This is a genomic window from Clostridium sp. DSM 17811 (assembly GCF_018861905.1).
Lineage (GTDB): Bacteria > Bacillota > Clostridia > Clostridiales > Clostridiaceae > Clostridium_AD > Clostridium_AD frigoriphilum.
This window is the reverse complement of sequence record NZ_JAHLDU010000007.1, coordinates 158,647-179,308: the sequence shown is the minus strand read 5'-3', so window position 1 is coordinate 179,308 and position 20,662 is coordinate 158,647. Positions and strand designations below refer to the sequence as shown.

At 31.4% G+C, this 20,662-nt stretch carries 19 protein-coding genes; 2 read left to right on the top strand and 17 right to left on the bottom strand.

Annotated elements, in window-relative coordinates:
• Window positions 1–31: 31 nt before the first annotated feature.
• On the bottom strand, window positions 32–769 hold the full coding sequence (locus KPL44_RS11225; RefSeq protein ID WP_216249962.1) for an alpha/beta family hydrolase: 738 nt from the start codon (window positions 767–769) through the stop codon (window positions 32–34).
• 245 nt (window positions 770–1,014) lie between these two features.
• Here KPL44_RS11225 and KPL44_RS11220 point away from each other — a divergent pair, with 245 nt between their 5' ends.
• Window positions 1,015–1,803 carry a tryptophan-rich sensory protein gene (locus KPL44_RS11220; protein WP_216249957.1) on the top strand — a complete coding sequence of 263 codons (789 nt, stop codon included), beginning with the start codon at window positions 1,015–1,017 and terminating at the stop codon, window positions 1,801–1,803.
• A gap of 104 nt (window positions 1,804–1,907) precedes the next feature.
• Here the strand turns inward: KPL44_RS11220 and KPL44_RS11215 are convergent, their stop codons facing one another.
• From KPL44_RS11215 to KPL44_RS11200, 4 genes are all read right to left on the bottom strand, one after another.
• Window positions 1,908–3,227, bottom strand: coding sequence for an MFS transporter (locus tag KPL44_RS11215; RefSeq protein WP_216249954.1), 1,320 nt, complete (start codon window positions 3,225–3,227; stop codon window positions 1,908–1,910).
• A 216-nt stretch (window positions 3,228–3,443) separates the two neighbouring features.
• On the bottom strand, window positions 3,444–3,908 hold the full coding sequence (locus KPL44_RS11210; protein ID WP_216249951.1) for a YhcH/YjgK/YiaL family protein: 465 nt from the start codon (window positions 3,906–3,908) through the stop codon (window positions 3,444–3,446).
• 49 nt (window positions 3,909–3,957) lie between these two features.
• Entirely contained in the window at window positions 3,958–4,872 is a 915-nt protein-coding gene (locus tag KPL44_RS11205) for a ketopantoate reductase family protein (protein WP_216249948.1), read from the bottom strand.
• A 15-nt stretch (window positions 4,873–4,887) separates the two neighbouring features.
• A complete protein-coding gene (locus KPL44_RS11200; RefSeq protein ID WP_216249946.1) occupies window positions 4,888–5,574 on the bottom strand; it encodes a cyclase family protein in 687 nt (228 codons plus the stop codon).
• A gap of 142 nt (window positions 5,575–5,716) precedes the next feature.
• Here KPL44_RS11200 and KPL44_RS11195 point away from each other — a divergent pair, with 142 nt between their 5' ends.
• Window positions 5,717–6,382: a GntR family transcriptional regulator gene (locus KPL44_RS11195; RefSeq protein WP_253201728.1), complete on the top strand. Its 666-nt coding sequence runs from the start codon at window positions 5,717–5,719 to the stop codon at window positions 6,380–6,382.
• 83 nt (window positions 6,383–6,465) lie between these two features.
• On the opposite strand, the gene KPL44_RS11190 is transcribed toward KPL44_RS11195, so the two are convergent.
• From KPL44_RS11190 to KPL44_RS11135, 12 genes are all read right to left on the bottom strand, one after another.
• Window positions 6,466–8,460 carry a methyl-accepting chemotaxis protein gene (locus KPL44_RS11190; RefSeq protein ID WP_253201727.1) on the bottom strand — a complete coding sequence of 665 codons (1,995 nt, stop codon included), beginning with the start codon at window positions 8,458–8,460 and terminating at the stop codon, window positions 6,466–6,468.
• A gap of 301 nt (window positions 8,461–8,761) precedes the next feature.
• Window positions 8,762–9,265 carry a DUF1097 domain-containing protein gene (locus tag KPL44_RS11185; RefSeq protein ID WP_331701654.1) on the bottom strand — a complete coding sequence of 168 codons (504 nt, stop codon included), beginning with the start codon at window positions 9,263–9,265 and terminating at the stop codon, window positions 8,762–8,764.
• Window positions 9,265–10,566, bottom strand: a complete 1,302-nt coding sequence (locus KPL44_RS11180; RefSeq protein ID WP_216249943.1) for a pyrimidine-nucleoside phosphorylase — start codon at window positions 10,564–10,566, stop codon at window positions 9,265–9,267. Before KPL44_RS11180 ends, KPL44_RS11185 begins: the two co-directional genes overlap by 1 nt.
• 16 nt (window positions 10,567–10,582) lie before the next feature.
• Window positions 10,583–11,764, bottom strand: coding sequence for a phosphopentomutase (gene deoB / locus KPL44_RS11175; protein WP_216249940.1), 1,182 nt, complete (start codon window positions 11,762–11,764; stop codon window positions 10,583–10,585).
• A gap of 23 nt (window positions 11,765–11,787) precedes the next feature.
• Window positions 11,788–12,963, bottom strand: a complete 1,176-nt coding sequence (locus KPL44_RS11170; protein WP_216249937.1) for a NupC/NupG family nucleoside CNT transporter — start codon at window positions 12,961–12,963, stop codon at window positions 11,788–11,790.
• A 108-nt stretch (window positions 12,964–13,071) separates the two neighbouring features.
• Complete coding sequence (deoC, locus tag KPL44_RS11165) at window positions 13,072–13,713, bottom strand: deoxyribose-phosphate aldolase (protein WP_216249933.1); 642 nt, start codon at window positions 13,711–13,713, stop codon at window positions 13,072–13,074.
• 280 nt (window positions 13,714–13,993) lie between these two features.
• The gene (locus KPL44_RS11160; protein ID WP_216106063.1) at window positions 13,994–14,392 is read right to left on the bottom strand and encodes a cytidine deaminase; all 399 of its coding nucleotides are present in this window, start codon (window positions 14,390–14,392) and stop codon (window positions 13,994–13,996) included.
• 95 nt (window positions 14,393–14,487) lie between these two features.
• A complete protein-coding gene (locus tag KPL44_RS11155; RefSeq protein WP_171297430.1) occupies window positions 14,488–15,423 on the bottom strand; it encodes a sugar-binding transcriptional regulator in 936 nt (311 codons plus the stop codon).
• Between the two features lie 29 nt (window positions 15,424–15,452).
• On the bottom strand, window positions 15,453–16,013 hold the full coding sequence (locus tag KPL44_RS11150) for a beta-class carbonic anhydrase (RefSeq protein WP_216125823.1): 561 nt from the start codon (window positions 16,011–16,013) through the stop codon (window positions 15,453–15,455).
• 228 nt (window positions 16,014–16,241) lie between these two features.
• A complete protein-coding gene (gene pepF, locus KPL44_RS11145; protein WP_216249930.1) occupies window positions 16,242–18,056 on the bottom strand; it encodes an oligoendopeptidase F in 1,815 nt (604 codons plus the stop codon).
• 134 nt (window positions 18,057–18,190) lie between these two features.
• Window positions 18,191–19,762, bottom strand: coding sequence for an MBL fold metallo-hydrolase RNA specificity domain-containing protein (locus KPL44_RS11140; protein ID WP_216249927.1), 1,572 nt, complete (start codon window positions 19,760–19,762; stop codon window positions 18,191–18,193).
• Between the two features lie 253 nt (window positions 19,763–20,015).
• The gene (locus KPL44_RS11135; RefSeq protein ID WP_216249922.1) at window positions 20,016–20,654 is read right to left on the bottom strand and encodes a carbonate dehydratase; all 639 of its coding nucleotides are present in this window, start codon (window positions 20,652–20,654) and stop codon (window positions 20,016–20,018) included.
• Window positions 20,655–20,662: the final 8 nt, after the last annotated feature.

The window sequence follows — 20,662 nt, the reverse complement described above, 5'->3', positions numbered from 1 at the left end:
ACTCTAACATCAAACTAAGTCAAATCACTCCCTATTTTTCACTTATAAATTCAACTATAGCTTTACCTATAATATTTTGTTGCTCATCTCTTGTTATTGTCGCTGTATTGTCCCCCTTTTGGAATCCATACCAACCATTTTGAGAATGATTACCTCCCCTAATAGGAATCAATTTTGTGCTTTTCGGCAATAGTTTTCTGGTTTCATCAATCTTATCCTTTCCAACAAATCCATCTTTAGTCCCATACATTGACAAAACTTTTACTACACTTGATGATAGATTGTTACTTTTCTGAGGATATGACGCTAAGAGTATTAGGCCATTAATTTTATCTTGGTTTTTGTATGCAAATTTTGCTGCCATAACCCCTCCAAGGGAATGCCCAGCTATATACCACTGCTTAATTTGCGGATATTTTCCTATTACTTTTTCTGCCTTATTAGGAGAAAGCACAGCAAGATTCAATGGCATTGGTACAATTACAACTTTAAAACCAGACTCCGCTACTTTCTCAGCTAAAGGTGCATAAGCCTGCGGTGCAACTTTTCCACCAGGATATATAATTAGTCCTTTCGTAACTATTTTGTTTTTAACAGTATATTCAATCCAAGGTGAACCGTTATATTTAACCTTATCATTAGATTGAAGCATAATTTTAGCTTCCGGCATGGCTCTATAATAATCACTTGAATATGCTATAACTATTATAATTATTATTGGAATAATCAGTAAAGAATATTTCCATTTTTTCTTTATAAAAATTTTCATATTATATCGCTCCCCAATGAACTATGTTTTCGGTTTTTTGTCCGTTTATTATAATACCATACTTCTTATTAAAGTGTGCAGCTGAAACACTCTATATTTAAGTAATAGGCATTAAATTAATTTTGTTTAATTAAACAGATAAAATTAATGTTAAAAATCGAATCATATTTATGGTGTATTTAATGAGAAAGTTTAGTAAACTAAGAGTATCTTTATAAATAATAACATTGGAGAGTGATTTAATAATGTCTAAGGAAAGAGGAGTAAAAATTCTAAAAACTTTTACTGTGCTTAGTTTTGTTCTCATGATTGCTGTTAATGCATTAGCAAATATTTTACCGATTAATGGAATAACAACTGGTGGAGTTTCTGATTCATATCCTAATCTATTTGCACCTGCTGGCGTTACATTTGCAATATGGGGAATAATATACCTATTACTTACTGGATTTATAGTTTATCAATTGGGACTTTTTAAGGAAACTGATACTAAAGCTATAGTTAAACTTATTGATGGTTATTTTATTATATCTTCACTAACCAATGCAACATGGATATTTAGCTGGCAGTATAAATTTATTCCACTTTCCATGATTTTAATGATAGTAATACTGGTTTGCTTAATTAAAATTAATAATAAAATAAGCTCCATAAAACTAACCACAAAGGAAAAGTTATTTGTAAAACTTCCTTTTAGCGTTTATTTTGGGTGGATTACTGTAGCAACAATAGCTAATGCCACCACACTACTTGTTAGTTTAGGCTGGAATGGTTGGGGCATATCTGAGCAAATCTGGACAATAGCTATTTTATTAGTTGGAATTATTATTGGTATGGCTACAACAATAATAAATAAAGATGTCCCTTATGGTATAGTTATATTTTGGGCTTATTTGGGGATACTCATAAAACATGTTTCTTCGAGTGGTTTTGCAGGTGAATATTATGGAATTATCACTACATTAATCATTTCATTAGTTATTATTTTCATATGCTTATTATATGTTTCAAAGAAGAAAAAGAATATAATTTAATCTAGGTATATTTTAAGGGATTCTCGCTTTGGGAATCCCCTTGTGTTGTATTTTTATGTTCTTTTTAGAATATGTTAATTCTATCCCCTTTTACATTTAAGTACTTATGAAATTTTTACATTTGTAACTGATTCTTGATTCTTTATTTTAGTAGCTCCACCTAAATTTTTAGGCAAAGATAGCGTAATTAAAGCTGCTGTTATTAATGAACATACAAGAAAATATATTGCAAAGTTATAGTTGTATTTTTGAATAAACCATCCTACTATATATGGTCCTAAAAAACCACCTAGATTTCCTAAAGCATTTATAATTCCACGAGAAGCAGCTGCCATATCACCACTAAACAAGGTTGGAGGAATTGTCCAGAACACTCCCGCTGCTGCCTGTAAAAATACTCCACAGCCAACCAAAAATGCAAATGAAACCCACATATGTTGCTTAAACAGAACAGATAAATATAAACATAAAGCAAAACTTAATATAGGTATAATTATATATTTTTTTCTATTTTTACTTTTATCTGAGAGATTAGCAAATACATATAATCCAATTATAGTGCCTATATAAGGAAATATAGACAAAATACCAACCATAGCCATTCCTGAATTAGTTAGATTTTTAAGCGTTGTAGGTAACCATAATGAAAATCCATATATTCCAGTTTGATAAAATAGATTTAATAGTACAAGCTTCCACATATTTTTGCTCTGAAATATCTCTTTAAACCCAACTTTTTCTGATATTTTTCCTTTTACACTTTCTTCTTGTTCTAGCATTTTCTTATTTATATAATCTTTTTCTTCTTTAGAAATCCATTTAGCATCATCTGGTCTATCACTAATCATTGGAAGCCATACAAATAATACAGATAAGGATAATATACCTTCTATTATAAAAACATATCTCCAACTATAGCTAGCTAAAATAAATCCAGAAAGTGGCCCTGTTATAATAGATGCTATTGGCACATTCATTATACAAAGAGCATTTGCCCTTCCAATTTCTTCATTGGGAAACCAATGGCTTAGCATGGTAAGCAAACATGGTAAAACGCACCCTTCTGAAACTCCTAATAAAAAACGGATTATAAGTAATTGATTCACATTATGAACAAACCCACCAAGTGTGGCTATAATTCCCCACACTATAACTACATAAGTTATAAGTTTCCTACCGCTCTTACGTTCTGCAAGTAATCCTCCTGGAACTTGAAGAAAAAGAAATCCTATAAAAAATATACCTGCAGCGAGTCCTGATATACTTGCAGTCATTCCAAGCTCTTTGCTCATTCCTCCTGCTATCGCAAAACTTATATTAGTACGATCCATAAAACCTACAATATAAACAATAATGATTGGTGGAATAATACGAAACCAACGCTGGCATGGAATATTTGAAAGTGTTTTTGCATTTTGACTCATATCTACATCCCCTTTTCTTAAATAAATAAAAATATGCTTTTTAAATTCAAAACATTTCAGTGTTAACCTTTACAATTTCTTTTCTTATTATAGAAATTTCGTCATACTTACCTGCTCATATATAAATATCATTTGCAAAAAGTATGATGAAATTTCCTGACTTTCTTATTAAACCGATTTCATTTTACATAAATCAGAAAAACAATATCTTCTTTACTATAATAATGCTACTTTTACCTTTACAACAACTTTTCTCACAATCATAGCTTCTTCAGCCATTACTGCTGGTCTATGCACATCATTCGGGAAGAAAATACAATAACATCCCGGTGTAGCTTCTATAAATCCTTCATTTTCAACGTCCTTATAAAAAATCAAATCTCTATCATCGATTCTCTCATCAACTTCATATTTTCCCATATCAGGAGTAAATCCCAATCTTTCTTTCCCAGAAGCAATGAACTGAACATCTACATACTTTTCATGAACTTCTGGTCTTTTCTTTTCGATTGGTTCTGTCTGTGCATCAAATACCTGTGCGTAAATATCCTTTCCCTGAATTTCGTAAACTCCTACTTTCATAGTTGTAAAATCGTTTTCTTTTAAATATTTAATTGCTGCTTGAATAGCTTTTGGATACTTAGAAACGTCATCCTTTGAATAAACAGATGAAAATATCATGTTAAACCTCCCCTTATTTCAATTATTTTAAGATTAATCACTTAACTTTTTAATTATTTCGTTGTTCCATAGCATGAACCATATTCACAATAAATTCATGAGACGGAACTTCTACTCCATACTTTTTAGCAGCAGACACCACTGAACCACTTATTGTATCTACCTCTGTTAGTCGTCCATTTCTTAAGTCTGTATAAATAGAAGTACATCCATTAGGAGAGTCCTCTGAAGCTTTCTTAACCTTTGATATTACTATTTCTTCATCAAATACTAGCCCCATTTCATTTGATACAGCTATTGCTTCTCTTATTAATTGCTTTGCCAAGTTCCATGCACTAGGATTTTCAGCAATAAAGCCCATTTTTACTTGTAACACCCCAGTAATTGCACTGAGTGATACATTTGTAAATAACTTATCCCATATTAATTTTTGAATATTATCGTGAACCATTGTATCAAAACCAGATTTGTCAAAACATTTTTTTAATGTATTAAGCATTTCATCTTTGTCCTCAACTAGCATTCCAATATTCGTTCTTCCAGTTCCACCATGTCTAACATGTCCTAGTTTAAGAATTGCACCATTATCTTCTGTTGTACCGATAATAATACGTTCAACTGGAACTACCTCTGAAATAATATCTTCATGACCAGAACCATTTTGGAGTGTCATAACATAAGTCTTGCTATCAATCATTCCTTTATTTTCTTCTAAGGCGGCTTTTGAATACAAGGATTTTACAAATAGGATAAGCAAATCAACCTTCCCAATTCCTTCTGATGATGTAACAGCTTTTGGCCTATATACTACATCTGAACCATTTTCCTGAAGTTTTAATCCATCTTTATTGATTGCATCTACAACATCCTGTTTATTATCCACCAAATAAACTTCATTATATTTCGATAAGTAGCTACCATAGATAGACCCCATAGCACCTGCACCGATTACCGCTATTTTCATATTTGCACCCCCTCCTTATTTAGAAAATTCTATTAACCCTTCAATTGCATATGCGCGAATTGGACATGAATCTAAACCAATAATCGGAAGTGGAGAATATGACATAAAGAATGTATCTACAGACAACTCTTCCAAATTCTTTAACACTTCTAAAAATACAACATTTACTTCCATCAATACATCATGAAAAGCTTTTACATCTTCATTATTGCTTTCAATTGATACACCATCACCAAAACCAACACATTTCACTCCTTTATCTTTCAACCACTGCGCAGTCTCACGACAGATAAATAGTCTTTTATCGTCTCCTGTATTAGATGCTGGTGTAAATGGAGTTAGTTTCATAGGTGAATCTAAGATCACTATATCGCCTTCTCTAATTCTATCCCCACAAGCCTTTTCCAAATCAATCCTTTTAATTTTTTCATTAGGTTTCATATGTGTAATGTTAACGTAAATTGCTCTTCCCATAAATGTAGTAATTGGAAGTGACTCTACATCTGACCAATTATCATTGTGATGATATGGGCACTCAACATGAGTTCCTAAATGACTTGTTAAATCCATAATTGTATGAAAATCTGGAATTGGTCCACCTGTGTTAAATCTAGTAAGTCCACACCTTCTACTTTCTGTTTTAGGATCTAATACCTTTGTTAAATCGATTACTTTTAAGTCTCCCATTTTATATGAGTTCATAATATTTCCTCCTTAAAATTTAATTTTAATACCATTTGTTTTCTTATTACCAGTATACCGGTGTGTCGGTATACTGTCAAGCGTTTTTTATTGACCTTAAATATTTTTTAGTATATGATAGTAATATAGGGGAGTGTACACTATGGCTAATTTAAATATTGATACAAAAAGTTCATTACAAACTCAGACTTACAACTATGTAAAAGATCAAATTCTCACAAAGAAGCTTAACACTAATGTCCTATACTCGGAAACAAAACTAGCGGCAGAATTAGGTATTTCAAGAACTCCTATGAGAGAGTCTCTTCAATGCCTTAGCCAAGATGGATATATTACAATTATTCCAAGCAAGGGATTTATGATAAGACAACTCAATGAAAAAGATATGTTAGAATCAATTCAAATAAGATGCGCAATAGAAGGATTTTGTACTCATGTAATTGCAAGTGAAATAGAAAGCAAAAAAGGCCAGCAATTAATAAAAACTTTAAATAAGTTGTTAGATCGTATGAAAAATACGAAAGATTCTAATGACTCTCATAAATCTTTTATGGATTATGACCACAATTTTCATCTTGCATTAATTAATTATGTAGACAATAGTGAATTTAGTAAAACATTTCAAAGGCTTATGTATTTGATCCAATTAACAACGTCAACAGCTCTCTCTCTTACTGGACGTATTGACAGTACTTTAGATGAGCATGAGCAATTTTTCCATTATCTTAAACAAGGCAATGGTGATACTGCATACAATATATTAGTAAAACATCTAATGATGCCACTCAATATGCATATTATAGATTAAAAATATCCATTGCAATAAAAAGGTCGGCTAATCATTATTTGATTAGCCGACCTCTCACACCATTATATATGCCAATTGGCATCTTATAATTTAAATTTATTAACTGTTTCCTTAAGTCTTTCAACCAAGTCATCCAATTTATTGGCTGTTTCTCCTATTTGATACATACTAGCTGTCTGCTCTTCAGTGGATGCTGTAACCTGTTCTGTAGCAGCAGAATTTTCTTCTGATATGGCTGCAAAGCTATCTATAGCTTCAACTGTAATATCTGATTTCTTAGACATATCACTTGTAGATTGTGACATATTACGTACAGTAGAAGCTAGTTCACCGAAAACTTTTTCTATCTCATCAAAATTTTTACCAGCTTGAATTGCAACTTGAACACCACTCACTACTTCATTTGTACCTTTATCCATTGTCACAGCTATGGTTTCAACTTGGTTCTGAACTCCATTTATAAGTTCTACTATACGCTTTGAAGCCTCACCTGACTGCTCAGCAAGTTTTTTCACTTCATCTGCAACTACAGCAAACCCTTTTCCATGCTCTCCAGCTCTTGCAGCCTCTATTGCTGCGTTAAGCGCCAGCAAATTAGTCTGCTCAGCTATATCACTTATTACATCTACTATTTGCCCAATTTCTTTTGATTGTTCTAATAAATTATGTGTTCTTTCAACATTATAGCTATTCGTTTTAGCTATAGTTTCCATACTTTCTACTGCATCTTTGATACCTTGTGCACCAGAATTACTTATTTTCATAGATTTTTCTACAACATTTGTCATATATCTGCACTGCTCTAGAACCTCATTTATATCTTTTACTAACTCGCTTGTTATCGTTGTTGCTTTACCCGCATTTTCAGCCTGCTTAACAGCTCCACTAGCTATTTCTTGCATAGTTTGAGAAACTTCCTCCGTTCCACGTGCGGATTCTTTTGTTGTTAATGACAAATTATTTGACAGTAAGCCTACTTCACTAGCTGACTCGCCTATTGATCTTATCATATCTTTCAAGCTAGCTACAGTGCCATTCAAGCTATTTGCCACTTGCCCAATTTCATCATTTTGATTCATAGTTAATTTATTACTAAGATTCCCTAAAGCAATTTGTTCAGAGAACTCAGATAATTTAGTTAAAGGTGATGCTATTCGTTTCGCAATTAACACAATTATAAAAGCAAGTATAACTCCAATTAATAACGTAATTAAAAGTAAAGTTATCATCATCCTTTGAGCAGGAGCAAAAAGTTCACTTTCATCTACTACACTAGCTACACTCCAACCAGCTAAAGGAACTTTATTATAAAATACTATGTATTTCCCATTATCGTTACTAAATCTGAATATACCCGATTTTTGTTGAAGCATATCCTTACCTAACGCTTTCATGTTTGCATCCGCTATATCTGATATTTTCTTTTTCATCACTAATTCTTTGTCTGGATCTACAAGAATTGTTCCATCTTTTCCAATTAATAAACTATATCCTTTTTCTCCAAATTTAAAATCTTTAACTTTATCCTGAATATAAGAAAGATTAACTCCTGATATAATTGTTCCTATAGTTTTGTCAGATGGGTCTTTTATTGGAACCCCTACTACTACTAAAGTTTTACCAGTCCCTTTTGAGACTACCGGATTTGATATAAGATATGGTGCACCACTCATTAAACCTTTATACCATGGTTTTTCAGACACATCACCATTTACGAGTTTTCCATTAGAATATTGTGCCCTAGATTTTCCATCATTATTAAATAATGTAGCAGCTGCATTATCGTATTCACCAGGATAATTTTTTTCTAAAAATTTGATTCTCTCTGAATTAAATTTATCAACAGCGCCTAAATTTGAATTAATTAATTTGGCTGTAGGTGTATTTGCAGAACTTCTTACTTCAAGGAGCTTTCCATTTAACCAAGAATTTATATTTTCTGACAAGCCGTTCGTGGTTTCTACCCTACTGCTAATAATTTCGCTTTCCATAGTTTTCTTAAATTGATAAAAGGCCGTGTAACTTAGAACTAGCATTCCAATTATTACTGCTGGTAAAATGGTAAATAATAATTTCATTTTGAAAGACAATTTTTTAATCAAGTTTATCCACTCCAATCAATATAATTTCTACTACTAATTGTTATATTGTTAATGTCTAGATTTGTCGTATTTTAATTTTAATCTTATATGTATTATTATAAATTCGTTCTCCTCCAATTAATATATCGTTTGATAAATTAATTACTTTATATATCTTTGTTAAATTTAGGATATCTAAAGCCAACTTAATTTAAAAATTATTAACTTTTTAAATAAAAATAAAGTTAACATCATTCATATGATGTCAACTTTATTTTTAACTTGCTCAATAATTTTTTTATGAAACTTGTGATATTGTCTTATCTGATTTTCTCTCAGTTAGTTTTTTAATTAACACTCCACCAACATCTGAAAGTATTCCTAAGACTGATCCCATTAATAAAGCTATTATTGTAGCTTTCCAATTTCCATTCATCCCAAAAGTTGAAGCACAGCCTACAAAAGTTCCAGGAATAAATGCTAAAAATGGAATTTTAGCTTGCGCGATTATAAAAAATGAAATAATGGTAGTCATAACAGCTACTGGTTCTGGTATAGGAATCATATTTGAAAACTGAATAGCAATCATCGCCCAAAATATTCCAGACATATTACATATCACTGATTTCTTCCATCCTTTTATAAACCGATTTCCAGCAGCATAATAACTAGTACATCCCATAAAACCAACCCAAGCCATAAGTCCAAGTTTAGTACTTAGTATGATCCAAACCCCTGATAGTAAACCAATACTTATAGCGCTAGAATTTAAAGCATCTATACACTTTCCCTTTTCACCCACTACTTAGTAATAACTTCATGGATTAATGTTGGCTTAGTTGCATGATCACTAATAGAGATATTTTCATATATTTTTGCTTTTACATCTTCTACATTTTCACGATTTGAATATATAGTTAAGATAGGTTCACCCTTTTCTACCTTGTCGCCAACTTTTTTGCGTAGCATAAGGCCTACTGCTAAATCAATTTTATCTTCTTTTGTTGCTCTACCTGCCCCAAGTAACATTGCTGCAATTCCAATCTCATCAGCTACCATATTAGATACAAAACCACTAGTTAAAGCAGGGACATCAATTTTATATTTAGCTTGCGGTAATTTTTCTGGGTTATCTACAACCGATTCATCTCCACCTTGATTTTTAACAAATACTTTAAATTTGTCTAGTGCTTTACCATTTTTTATTACTTCAAGAAGCATTTTTCTTGCTTCCTCTAATGTTTTTGCTTTTTTAGCAAGCACTACCATCTGACTTCCAAGTGTTAGGACAAGTTCTGTAAGATCTTCAGGACCTTCTCCTTTTAATGTATCAATTGCTTCCTTTACCTCAAGTGCATTACCAATTGCAAATCCTAAAGGTTGTGACATGTCAGAGATTATTGCCATGGTATTTCTTCCTACGTTATTACCAATTTGAACCATTGCATGAGCTAAATTTTCTGCATCTTTGTCCGTTTTCATGAAAGCTCCTGCGCCTGTTTTAACATCAAGTACTATTGCATTAGCTCCCGATGCAATTTTTTTACTCATAATAGAACTAGCTATTAGTGGAATTGAGTTAACAGTTCCAGTTACATCACGAAGTGCGTATAATTTTTTGTCTGCTGGAGTTAAGTTCCCTGTTTGACCAATAACAGCAACTTTGTCACGGTTAACTAATTCAATAAACTTATCATTTGTAATTTCTACATGGAAACCGCTTATAGATTCTAATTTATCAATAGTTCCACCAGTATGTCCAAGTCCTCGTCCAGACATTTTAGCAACAGGTATATCCAAAGCCGCAACTAGCGGTGCGAGTACCAGCGTTGTTGTATCGCCTACACCCCCTGTTGAGTGTTTATCTACTTTTATACCTTCAATTTTTGATAAGTCAATAGTTTCTCCGGAATTAACCATAGCCATAGTCAAATCTGCTCTCTCACGATCATTCATGTCTTGAAAATAAATAGCCATTGCAAGTGAACTTGCTTGGTAATCAGGAATAGTTCCTTTAGTATAGCCTTCTATAAAAAAATTGATTTCTTGTGTTGTTAACTCTTTACCATCACGTTTTTTTGAAATTACATCTACCATTCTCATTTTTATTACCACCCTTTTATTTTAATTTTTCTAAAAAGCTTTCGCCATATTTGGGAATCTTAACATTAAAATTATAAGCAACAGTTGCCCCTATATCAGCAAATGTTTTGCGTACTCCTAAATCTTTACCTTCCTTGAACCGTTTTGAATAAGCAAGTAGTGGGACATATTCCCTTGTATGATCTGTTCCTCGATAAGTTGGATCATTTCCATGATCTGCTGTAATTAATAATAAGTCATCCTCTTGTAATTTTTCCAAGACTTCTGGTAACCTTTTATCAAAAGCTTCTAATGCATCACCATAACCAATTGGATCACGGCGATGTCCATAAACTGCATCAAAATCCACTAGATTAAGGAAACTAATGCCATGAAATTCTTCATCTAATAATGTTATTAATTTATCCATACCATCCATGTTAGATGTAGTTCTAATTGCTTTTGTAACTCCTTCTCCAAGAAATATATCCGAAATTTTTCCAATTGCAATAGAGTCTAGATTATCATCTTTCAAATAATTCATTACTGTTTTATCAAAAGGTTTTAACGCATAATCATGACGATTAGAAGTTCTTTTAAAAGTATCTGCAGTTTTACCAACAAATGGCCTAGCAATAATTCGTCCTAACTTATATGGATTGTCTAGCGTTATCTTGCGACAATAATCGCAAATTTTATACAATTCATCTAAAGGTATAATCTCTTCATTCGCAGCAATTTGCAGCACAGAATCTCCTGATGTATATACTATTAATTCTCCAGTTTTAAGCTGCCTTTCACCAAGTTCTTTTATGATTTCTGTTCCACTAGCAGGTCTATTTCCTATAATTTTTCTACCAGAAAAAGTTTCAATCCTTTCAATTAACTCCTTTGGAAAACCATCTAGAAAAACACGGAACGGTTTATCAATATATAATCCCATCATCTCCCAGTGACCTGTCATTGTATCTTTTCCACAAGAGGCTTCTTGCATTTTTGTATAATAAGCTTTTGGATGAATTGCTTTTTCTACGCCTTTTATTTCATAAATATTTGATAATCCCAGGGCTGCCATATTAGGCATATTAAGCCCATTTTTCTTCTGCGCAATATGAGCTAATGTATTAACATTGAAATCATCAAAATCCTTTGAATCTGGTGATTCACCAATACCGACTGAATCCATCACTATAATATGAATTCTTTTAAATTTTTCCATTTTAACCCCTTCTTTCTTTTGTCTTATACAATTAAACCAACAACAGTTGCTGTTAATACACTAACTAACGTTGCACCAAATAATAGTTTTAGACCAAATCTAGCAACGACATTACCTTGTTTTTCATTAAGTCCTTTTACTGCCCCTGCAATAATTCCAATAGATGAAAAGTTTGCAAAAGAAACTAAAAATACAGAAACAATAGCCGTTGTTCGTGCGCTTAAGTGTATAGATGCTAAACTAGTCATTGCAACAAATTCATTTGATACTAATTTTGTTGCCATTATACTTGCAGCGGGTACTGCTTCCTTAAAAGGTACACCCATTAAAACAGCAAATGGTGAAAATACATATCCCAGTATATTTTGAAAAGAAATACCAAAAACACCTTTGAAGGCCATATTAATCATAGCAATTATGGCTACGAATCCAATAAGCATTGCTCCAACTATGATGGCTACTTTGAATCCATCCATAATATATTCCCCAAGCATTTCAAAGAATGATTGCTTTTTTTCTTCTTTAACTACTAATATATCTTCTTCTGCTGTTACTGTATATGGATTTATAATTGAACATATAATAAATCCACCAAATAAGTTTAAAATAAGTGCTGTTACAACATATCTAGGTTTTAAAAGAACCATATAAGAACCAACTATTGACATAGACACTGTTGACATCGCTGACGCACAAAGGGTATAAAGACGATGCTCTGGTAATAGCTCTAGTTCTTTTTTAACTGAAATAAACACTTCTGATTGACCAAGAATAGCAGCGGCTACTCCATTATATGATTCGAGCTTACCCATACCATTAATCTTACTTAAACCTAATCCGATATATTTAATTACAAACGGTAATACCTTCCAATACTGTAGAATTCCAATTAGAGCAGAAATAAATACTATTGGTAAAAGAACACTTATAAAAAATGTAAATTGATTATCATTAACTAATCCACCAAATACAAAATTCACGCCTTCAGCAGCACATTTAAGCAATAAGCCGAACCCACTCGCTACTCCACCTACTAAAAAATTACCAACACCAGTATTTAGCAATATAAATCCAAGTATGAATTGTAAAATAACCATTACAACGATAGGTCGGTATTTTACCTTTTTTTTATCAGCACTAGTAATCCATGCAAGGCCTAAGACAACAATTAAACCTATAATTCCAATAATATATTTCATTTTGATTCCCCCTAAATATTTACATAATTTATATAACGTTTACACAAAAGGCAAATTATTTTAGAAATTAACAATAAGTAATATTATTGTTAATTTCCTTTTCATTTTTTATGAAATAATAGAAATACCTGAGCTTGTTCCAATACGATTTGCACCAGCATTAATCATCTGCGTAGCCTCTTCTTTGGTATGAATACCACCTGAAGCTTTTACACCCATTTCTGTCCCTACTGTTTCACGCATTAATTTAACATCTTCCACCGTTGCTCCACCTTTTGAAAATCCTGTTGATGTTTTTACAAAATCTGCTCCTGCTTTTTTAGCGAGCTCACAAGCTTTTATTTTTTCATCTTTTGTTAAAAGACAAGTTTCAATAATAACTTTTACAAGCGCTTTTCCTTTTGCGACTTCAACAACAGCCTTAATATCATTTTCAACATATGTATAATTTTTATCCTTTAGTTCACCGATACTAATAACCATATCGACTTCTGTTGCTCCATTTTTAATGGCATCACTTGCTTCAAATGCTTTTGTTTCAGTTGTGTTTGCACCAAGTGGAAATCCTATAACAACACATACACTTACTCCACTATCTTTTAATCCTAGGCTTGCCTCTTTAGTCCATTTTGGATTTACACAAACGGATGAAAATTTGTTTGTTTTTGCCTCTTTTATTAATTGTAATATTTGTTCCTTAGTTGCATCTGGTTTAAGTTCAGTATGATCAATACTTGTAGCAATATTCATTGTAAATCTCCTTTTTATCTTTATTATACTTTTATAATAAATCTTATTTGAACATTTGTAAAGACTAATTTGAAATTTTGTTCACTATATTTTTCAAGATATTTTATAATTAGATTTTGACTATTTTAAACTTCTATATTAAGGATAAAATAGTTATAAAATCGTACAAATAAATTTTGAAAACAAAAAGCATATTTTATATAATTGTTTAAAGTAAAACAATTATATAAATATGCTTTTAAGTTTGATTATTTGTGTTATACGCCAACAGAATATTTTCTTACTTGCCTAAATCTTTCTTAGTAAAAGCTCCTGGTAATATTTCATCTAATGTTTTAACTAAATATTCAGTATCATTTTTACCTAGAATTATTTTTGTATCGTCTGTTGCAAATTCAGCTATTACTTGTCTACAAATACCGCAAGGATAAGTATAGTCATTTTGTACTCCTACTATAGCAATTGCTTTAATAGTTTTATAACCTTCAGAAACGGCTTTAAATATAGCTGTTCTTTCCGCACAATTAGTAGCACCATATGATGCATTTTCAATATTACACCCTGTAAATATCTTTCCGTCATCAGTTAGTACAGCTGCACCAACTTTAAAATTAGAATAAGGAGCATATGCATTTTTTCTTGCCTGTAAAGCCTGTGAAACTAATTTTTCATATTCCATATTAATTATAACCCTCCTTTTTAAGCCTTATTATAATTTTATAATAAGGCTTTTTTGAAACTTTGTAAAGCTATACATGAAATTATGTTCAAATATTATTCTAAAAGTCTCTTTGCAGTATATTGATCTGTAATTAGTATATTGGCACTTTTAGCTTTTAATGCTCCTTTTATAGCTTTCAATTTCAGTTTACCACCTGCAACTAAAATAGACTTCTCCTTTTGTTTAAGCTCATCTATGGATATCCCTATGGTACGATTGTTAATTTGTTCATCACATATTTCACCATTCTCATCAAAAAAACGTGAACAAATATCTCCTACACTCTTTTCCATTAAAATCTTTTTCTCTTTTTCATTTAAATAACCTAAACGAAAAAGTAAAGCCCCATCACGAACAGTACCAACGGTAAAAATGGCTACATTAGCTTGAATCCCCATTTCCATAGTACTTTTTATATGACGATCCTCTTCTACCATTTGTTTCACGATGGCATTATCAAAAATTACAGGAAGAGGTAAGTATCTTGGAACTGTCTTAAACGCTTCGGCAAAAAGAGCAATTGTTTCTGAGGCGTATGTATTTACATCTGAATGACTAATTCCACCTTTTAGCTGAACTACTTCTATGCCTTTAACACTTTGTGGCATAAGTCTTTTTGCAACCTCATACATTGTTGTTCCCCAACTTACCCCAATAATATCTCCATTCTTTATGGTTCCTTGTAAATATTCTGCTGCTTCTTTACTAATATATTCTCTGCTAGAAACATAATCATCCCTAGGTGAGAAAACAACATGAACATCATTTAATTCATATTTTTCTTTTAATTCATAGGCTAAATTATCTAAATCATCAAATGGATCAATAATACTAATTTTTACATAGCCTTTTTTTTTGGCATATTGAAGAAGCCTAGATATAGTCGGTCTTGATATTCCAAGTTGCAACGCAATCTGTTGTTGGCTATAATCTGACTGATAATATAATCTTGCCACTTCAACACTTAATTGTTGCTTTTCACTATCCACAAATTTCACATCCTATTCTTGTTTTGTACCTATTCATCACCATTTATCACAACTTCTATTTCTCCTGTTTCTGGATTCATAATAAGTCCATGTACCTTTATGTTTTCTGGAAGTAGAGGATGACTTTTTATCCTACTTACACTTTCTTTTATAGATCCTTCAACTGATTCAAATCCATGAAGCCAACGCTTAACATCAATTCCTGCATTGTATAATGTTAACAATGTTTCTTTTTTTATTCCCATATCCATCATTTTATTAACAACCTCTGTTGTATCTAAATTACTCATTCCACAACCATGATGCCCTACTACAAAAATATCTTCCGCTTTAAATTCATATACTGCAACTAATATACTTCTCATTACACCACCAAACTGATGCATAACAGTTGCTCCTGCATCCTTTATAATTTTTGCATCACCATTTTTTATATTCATAGCCTTTGGTAATAATTCTGTTAATCTAGTATCCATGCAGGTTAATATAACCATTTTCTTTTTAGGTATTTTAGTTGTTATATATTTCTCATAATCTTTATTTTTTACAAAATTTTTATTATACTCAATTATTTTTTCTAATTTACTCATTTAACCCACATCCTTAATATAATCTTATTTCTATTACTTTTTTATTTTAAAATAATAATGTTTTGATTTTAATTTCATCTAATTCTTCGAAATATTCAAATATTTATTCCTATTATAGCAGATATATTATTATATACCTAGCTAGTCTTTCAGCATACTAAAAGGCTTGATTCATACAAACGTATCCCTAACAATAGACGCCACAACTACACCTAATATGCCCAAATTTTAGTGAATAACATCCATATCTTCTGTAAGTTTTATTATTTCATCAATTATATTTCCTATATATTCTATAGTATCTAATAGAGGTTTGTCAGTTGTTATATCTACTCCTGCCATCTTAGCAAGCTCTATGGGCGATTTAGTTCCTCCTGCTTTTAATACTTTTCTCCAATCATCTACAGCCGGCTTACCTTCTTTTAAAATTCTGTTACTTACCTGCGTAGCTATTGTAAGTCCAGCACTATATGTATATGGATAAAGTCCCATATAATAATGTGGCTGCCTCATCCATGTAAGTTCTGCACCATCAACAATTTTCACAGAATCTCCCCAGAATTTTTTAAGAACCCCTTTTTTTATTTCATTAAGATTTTCGGCCTGCACACTTCCGCCAGCATCTATTATTTTATAAACTTCTCTTTGATACGCTGCCTCTAATAAATGTGTTACAAAGTTATGGTAGTAAGTACGGCTTATCATAGAAGATAAAACCCATCTCTTAAATCTAGGCTCATCATTTGTTTTCATAAGATAATTTGACATAAGCATCTCATTCATAGTAGATGGTGCTTCTATAAAATATAATGATGGCTGAGCATTAAAAATATTTTGATTTTTGTTAATTAGCGTAAAATGACCTGCATGACCTAATTCATGAGCAAGTACAAACACTTCTTTCATTTTCTCAGTCCAAGATAATAAAATTAGAGGATGACTACCATAAGGAGTAGCACAAAAGCCACCTGTTGATTTCCCTTTATTTTGAACAAAGTCGATCCATTTTTCGTCATAAGCTTTTTTTACCATCTCTACATAATCTTCACCTAAAACCGATAATGCTCCCTCAACATATTTTTTTGATTCCTCCACAGATATTGTTGGCTCATAGGTTGGATCTACTTCAAGCTTTAAATCTGCAAATGTCATTTCATTAATATTATGAATTTTTTGGAGCAATTTTGCATATTTTCTCATATGCGGTGCTAACTTTTCCATGATTATATCTATTTGTCTATTATATAATTCTCTCTCTACCTGTTGAGGAAATAATAAACTATCTATAACAGAATCAAATCCTCTAAGAGAGGCTATTGTTTTTTCCTTTTGAACCTGAGTCTGATAAAGTGCTGCTACTGTATGTTTATATTCTCCGAGTTTTGAAGAAAATGCTTTAAAAGCCGCTCTTCTAATTTTAGTATCAGTCTCATATTCCCATTCATCTTCGAAAAGTACATAGCTAAGAGGATATTCGATGCCATCTAAAATAAAATTTTCAAAATCCATATCACTTAATTTAGTTGTCTCATATGTTGAATAAGCAGAATCTAGTGTTCCAGATAAAGCGGATAATGCCTTTTCAACTTCTGGGTGCAATGAATGTTTTTTAAATCTTTTTATCTCACTTAAATAATGTGCATTTTCTTTTGATTCTTCAATTGCTTGATCTATTATTTTATCATCTAGTTCATTAATTTCGCTTTTTACAAAACTTAATCTGCTCTCTAAATCAGCTAATACGTTAATAGACTTCATATATCTAGTTTGATTTTCTACATTAGCTTGGTCTGTAGAAACTTGAAGACTTGCATAATTTTCTACAAGATCTTCGCTTTCCATTATAAGTCTCATCTTATCCAAACACTCATTTATTATACTAGCGTTGTTTAGTTTTTGTTTATAGTTTTTTTCTATTTCTAGAGTAAGTTCCTCTAACCCTTGCAACGCTAAATTATATTGCTTCTCCGTTTTGTATAGTGAAGATAAATCCCAAGTAAGTGACTTATCTACATCCTTTCTTTCTTTTAAGGCTGTTTTCATTATTAAATTCTCCTTTACAAAATAAAATAGTTTTAAAAAATAAAAGTCTTGAATTAATTCAGGACTTTCATTTTTATTATAATTCAATTAAAGTTCAAATATTAATTTTATTTTAAAATATTGTTAGCTTACTTTTAATCATAAATAATATCTTTTATAATATCAAGCAAATCTCCCTTTTCTAACCCTTCAATATTATTTATTGATTTAATATCTTTTATCAATTTTTTTCTTAAATCTTCATCAGCTTTATAAGTTTTATAAGCTTTATCACTTCCATAAGTTTTTTCAATTTTGCTAACTTTATTAGCTTTTTCGTTTATATAAAATTCCTCTCCACTTTCAACAATTCTTGCGCTGTAACCCTTAGAATCCAATAACTGTTTAAAGCTATCCTGAGCTTCTTTATCTCCATGAACAAGCAGAATTTCCTTTGGTTTGTCCATAAACCCTTCTATCCAGTTGAATAATCCATTTCTATCAGCGTGTCCTGATAATCCCTCTAAGTTATAAATGTGAGCTTTAACAGCAATTTGTTCTCCAAATATCTTAACTGTTTTTACCCCACCTACTATATTTCGTCCTAAGGTTCCTTCTGCTTGATACCCTACAAAAACAATTGATGATTCTTCTCTCCACAAATTATATTTAAGATGATGTTTTATTCTACCTGCATCACACATTCCACTTGCGGAGATAACTATTACATTGCTTTGAATTTTATTTATTTCCATTGAATCATTTGCAGAAACTGAGAATCTCAAACCATCAAACCTAAAAGGATACTCCCCCTTCATTACAAGTTCTTTTGCTTCATTGTCATAATCCTCATTGTGGCTCTCAAATACCTTTGTTGCTTGAATGGCTAAAGGACTATCAATATAAACTTTAATATCCTTCAAATCTTCATTTTCTACATATTTATTTAATTCATATAATATTTCCTGAGTCCTGCCTACTGCAAATGAAGGTATAATAACATTCCCCCCTCTTGCAAAGGTCTCCTTAATTATTTTTAATAACGCCTTTAAATCTTCCTTAATCTCAGGATGAACTCTGTTGCCGTATGTAGTCTCTATTATCAGGTAATCAGTATGATTAATAATGGTTGGATCTTTTATAATTGACTTATTTAAATTACCTAAATCACCACTGTATACAAGTTTTACTTCTTCTTGATCCTTTTCAGTCATATATAATTCAACAATTGCCGAACCCAAAAGATGTCCTGCATCTCTAAATCTTATTTTTAACCCATCAAAAACATCTATCATCTCATCATAGGGAAATGCTCTAAAAAGTGAAAGAGAAAGTTCTGCTAATTTAAATGTATATAATGGTTCTAAAGTTTTTAATCCCTGACGCTTTCTTTTTTTATTTTTCCAATCAACCTCAGATTCATGAATGTGCCCGCTATCAGGCAGCATAATACTACATAAATCCATTGTCGCCTGCGTTGATAAAACCTCTCCTTTAAATCCCATTTTATAAAGTAGAGGTATTCTTCCACTATGATCTATATGGGCATGTGATAAAATCACATAATCTACCTCTTTAGGATTAAAATCAAATGTCTCATTTGCAAATACTTTTTCACCTTTGCCCTGATATAAACCACAATCAAGCAAAACCGTCTTTCCGTTTATGTGTAAAATATGACATGAACCTGTAACAGTTTTTGCTGCTCCATAGAATTGAATTTTCATAATAATAATCCTCCTCTTCATCATGTGAATAGTTACTTTATGCTCTGGTAAAATTCTTAAATTTATTTTTCATTAGATAATGATTATGCTGAATTTCGTCTAATTTTTTCAAATATTCAGATATTTGTTTCTATTATAACAGATATATAATAATATACCTAGCTTGCCTTCGTTAATATAATCTAGATATTATAATTAATTTTCTAAATTTTTTATTATTCCTCCTCCCTTAAATTTAAACTCTCTGAAGTATTTATAAATGAGAATAAGCTTGTGAAAGTTCGACATTTGATTTGATTACTTCTTTTGCGAACTCCTCATTGCTTTGCGATAGCATTTCTAAAGCATTAGCTTTTTCTTGAGTATTTATTATAGCTCCAGCAGGAACGTATCTATTAACTGGTATCCTTACTCCATCTGTAACAATAGCTGCCAAATCAATATAACATCCTTCTTCCACAATAGAATTAAAAACAATGGCATTAAATCCAACAAAAGTATTATCTCCAATAACACATGGGCCGTGCACTATTGCTCCATGAGCTATACTAACTTCTTTTCCTATATAAATAGAATATTCTTTTTTATTAACGGTAAATTTTATATTTTTTAATCCGTGCAATATTACTCCATCTTGAATATTAGTTTTAGATCCAATGTAAAATGGTGTACCCTCATCAGCCCTAAGTGTTACATTACATCCAATAAATACGTCTGTGTCGATTGTTACATCGCCTATAATACTAGAGAACGGGCCTACGAAAGTAGTTTCGTCAATACTTGGATATATACTAATAGGATTAAAAGATGTAGGTGGATTACTACTAACAAAATAGGAATGGACATTAGTTGGGCCTATAGGCTTATGTTTAGCAATTTTATGTTTACTCATAATTTCTC

What these genes read in the sequence shown, in the direction of transcription:
- KPL44_RS11225 (WP_216249962.1), bottom strand. Translation starts at nt 769, where the DNA reads ATGAAAATTTTTATAAAGAAAAAATGGAAATATTCTTTACTGATTATT.
- KPL44_RS11220 (WP_216249957.1), top strand. Translation starts at nt 1,015, where the DNA reads ATGTCTAAGGAAAGAGGAGTAAAAATTCTAAAAACTTTTACTGTGCTT.
- KPL44_RS11215 (WP_216249954.1), bottom strand. Translation starts at nt 3,227, where the DNA reads ATGAGTCAAAATGCAAAAACACTTTCAAATATTCCATGCCAGCGTTGG.
- KPL44_RS11210 (WP_216249951.1), bottom strand. Translation starts at nt 3,908, where the DNA reads ATGATATTTTCATCTGTTTATTCAAAGGATGACGTTTCTAAGTATCCA.
- KPL44_RS11205 (WP_216249948.1), bottom strand. Translation starts at nt 4,872, where the DNA reads ATGAAAATAGCGGTAATCGGTGCAGGTGCTATGGGGTCTATCTATGGT.
- KPL44_RS11200 (WP_216249946.1), bottom strand. Translation starts at nt 5,574, where the DNA reads ATGAACTCATATAAAATGGGAGACTTAAAAGTAATCGATTTAACAAAG.
- KPL44_RS11195 (WP_253201728.1), top strand. Translation starts at nt 5,717, where the DNA reads ATGGCTAATTTAAATATTGATACAAAAAGTTCATTACAAACTCAGACT.
- KPL44_RS11190 (WP_253201727.1), bottom strand. Translation starts at nt 8,460, where the DNA reads ATGAAATTATTATTTACCATTTTACCAGCAGTAATAATTGGAATGCTA.
- KPL44_RS11180 (WP_216249943.1), bottom strand. Translation starts at nt 10,566, where the DNA reads ATGAGAATGGTAGATGTAATTTCAAAAAAACGTGATGGTAAAGAGTTA.
- deoB (WP_216249940.1), bottom strand. Translation starts at nt 11,764, where the DNA reads ATGGAAAAATTTAAAAGAATTCATATTATAGTGATGGATTCAGTCGGT.
- KPL44_RS11170 (WP_216249937.1), bottom strand. Translation starts at nt 12,963, where the DNA reads ATGAAATATATTATTGGAATTATAGGTTTAATTGTTGTCTTAGGCCTT.
- deoC (WP_216249933.1), bottom strand. Translation starts at nt 13,713, where the DNA reads ATGAATATTGCTACAAGTATTGATCATACTGAACTTAAACCAGATGCA.
- KPL44_RS11160 (WP_216106063.1), bottom strand. Translation starts at nt 14,392, where the DNA reads ATGGAATATGAAAAATTAGTTTCACAGGCTTTACAGGCAAGAAAAAAT.
- KPL44_RS11150 (WP_216125823.1), bottom strand. Translation starts at nt 16,013, where the DNA reads ATGAGTAAATTAGAAAAAATAATTGAGTATAATAAAAATTTTGTAAAA.
- pepF (WP_216249930.1), bottom strand. Translation starts at nt 18,056, where the DNA reads ATGAAAACAGCCTTAAAAGAAAGAAAGGATGTAGATAAGTCACTTACT.
- KPL44_RS11140 (WP_216249927.1), bottom strand. Translation starts at nt 19,762, where the DNA reads ATGAAAATTCAATTCTATGGAGCAGCAAAAACTGTTACAGGTTCATGT.
- KPL44_RS11135 (WP_216249922.1), bottom strand. Translation starts at nt 20,654, where the DNA reads ATGAGTAAACATAAAATTGCTAAACATAAGCCTATAGGCCCAACTAAT.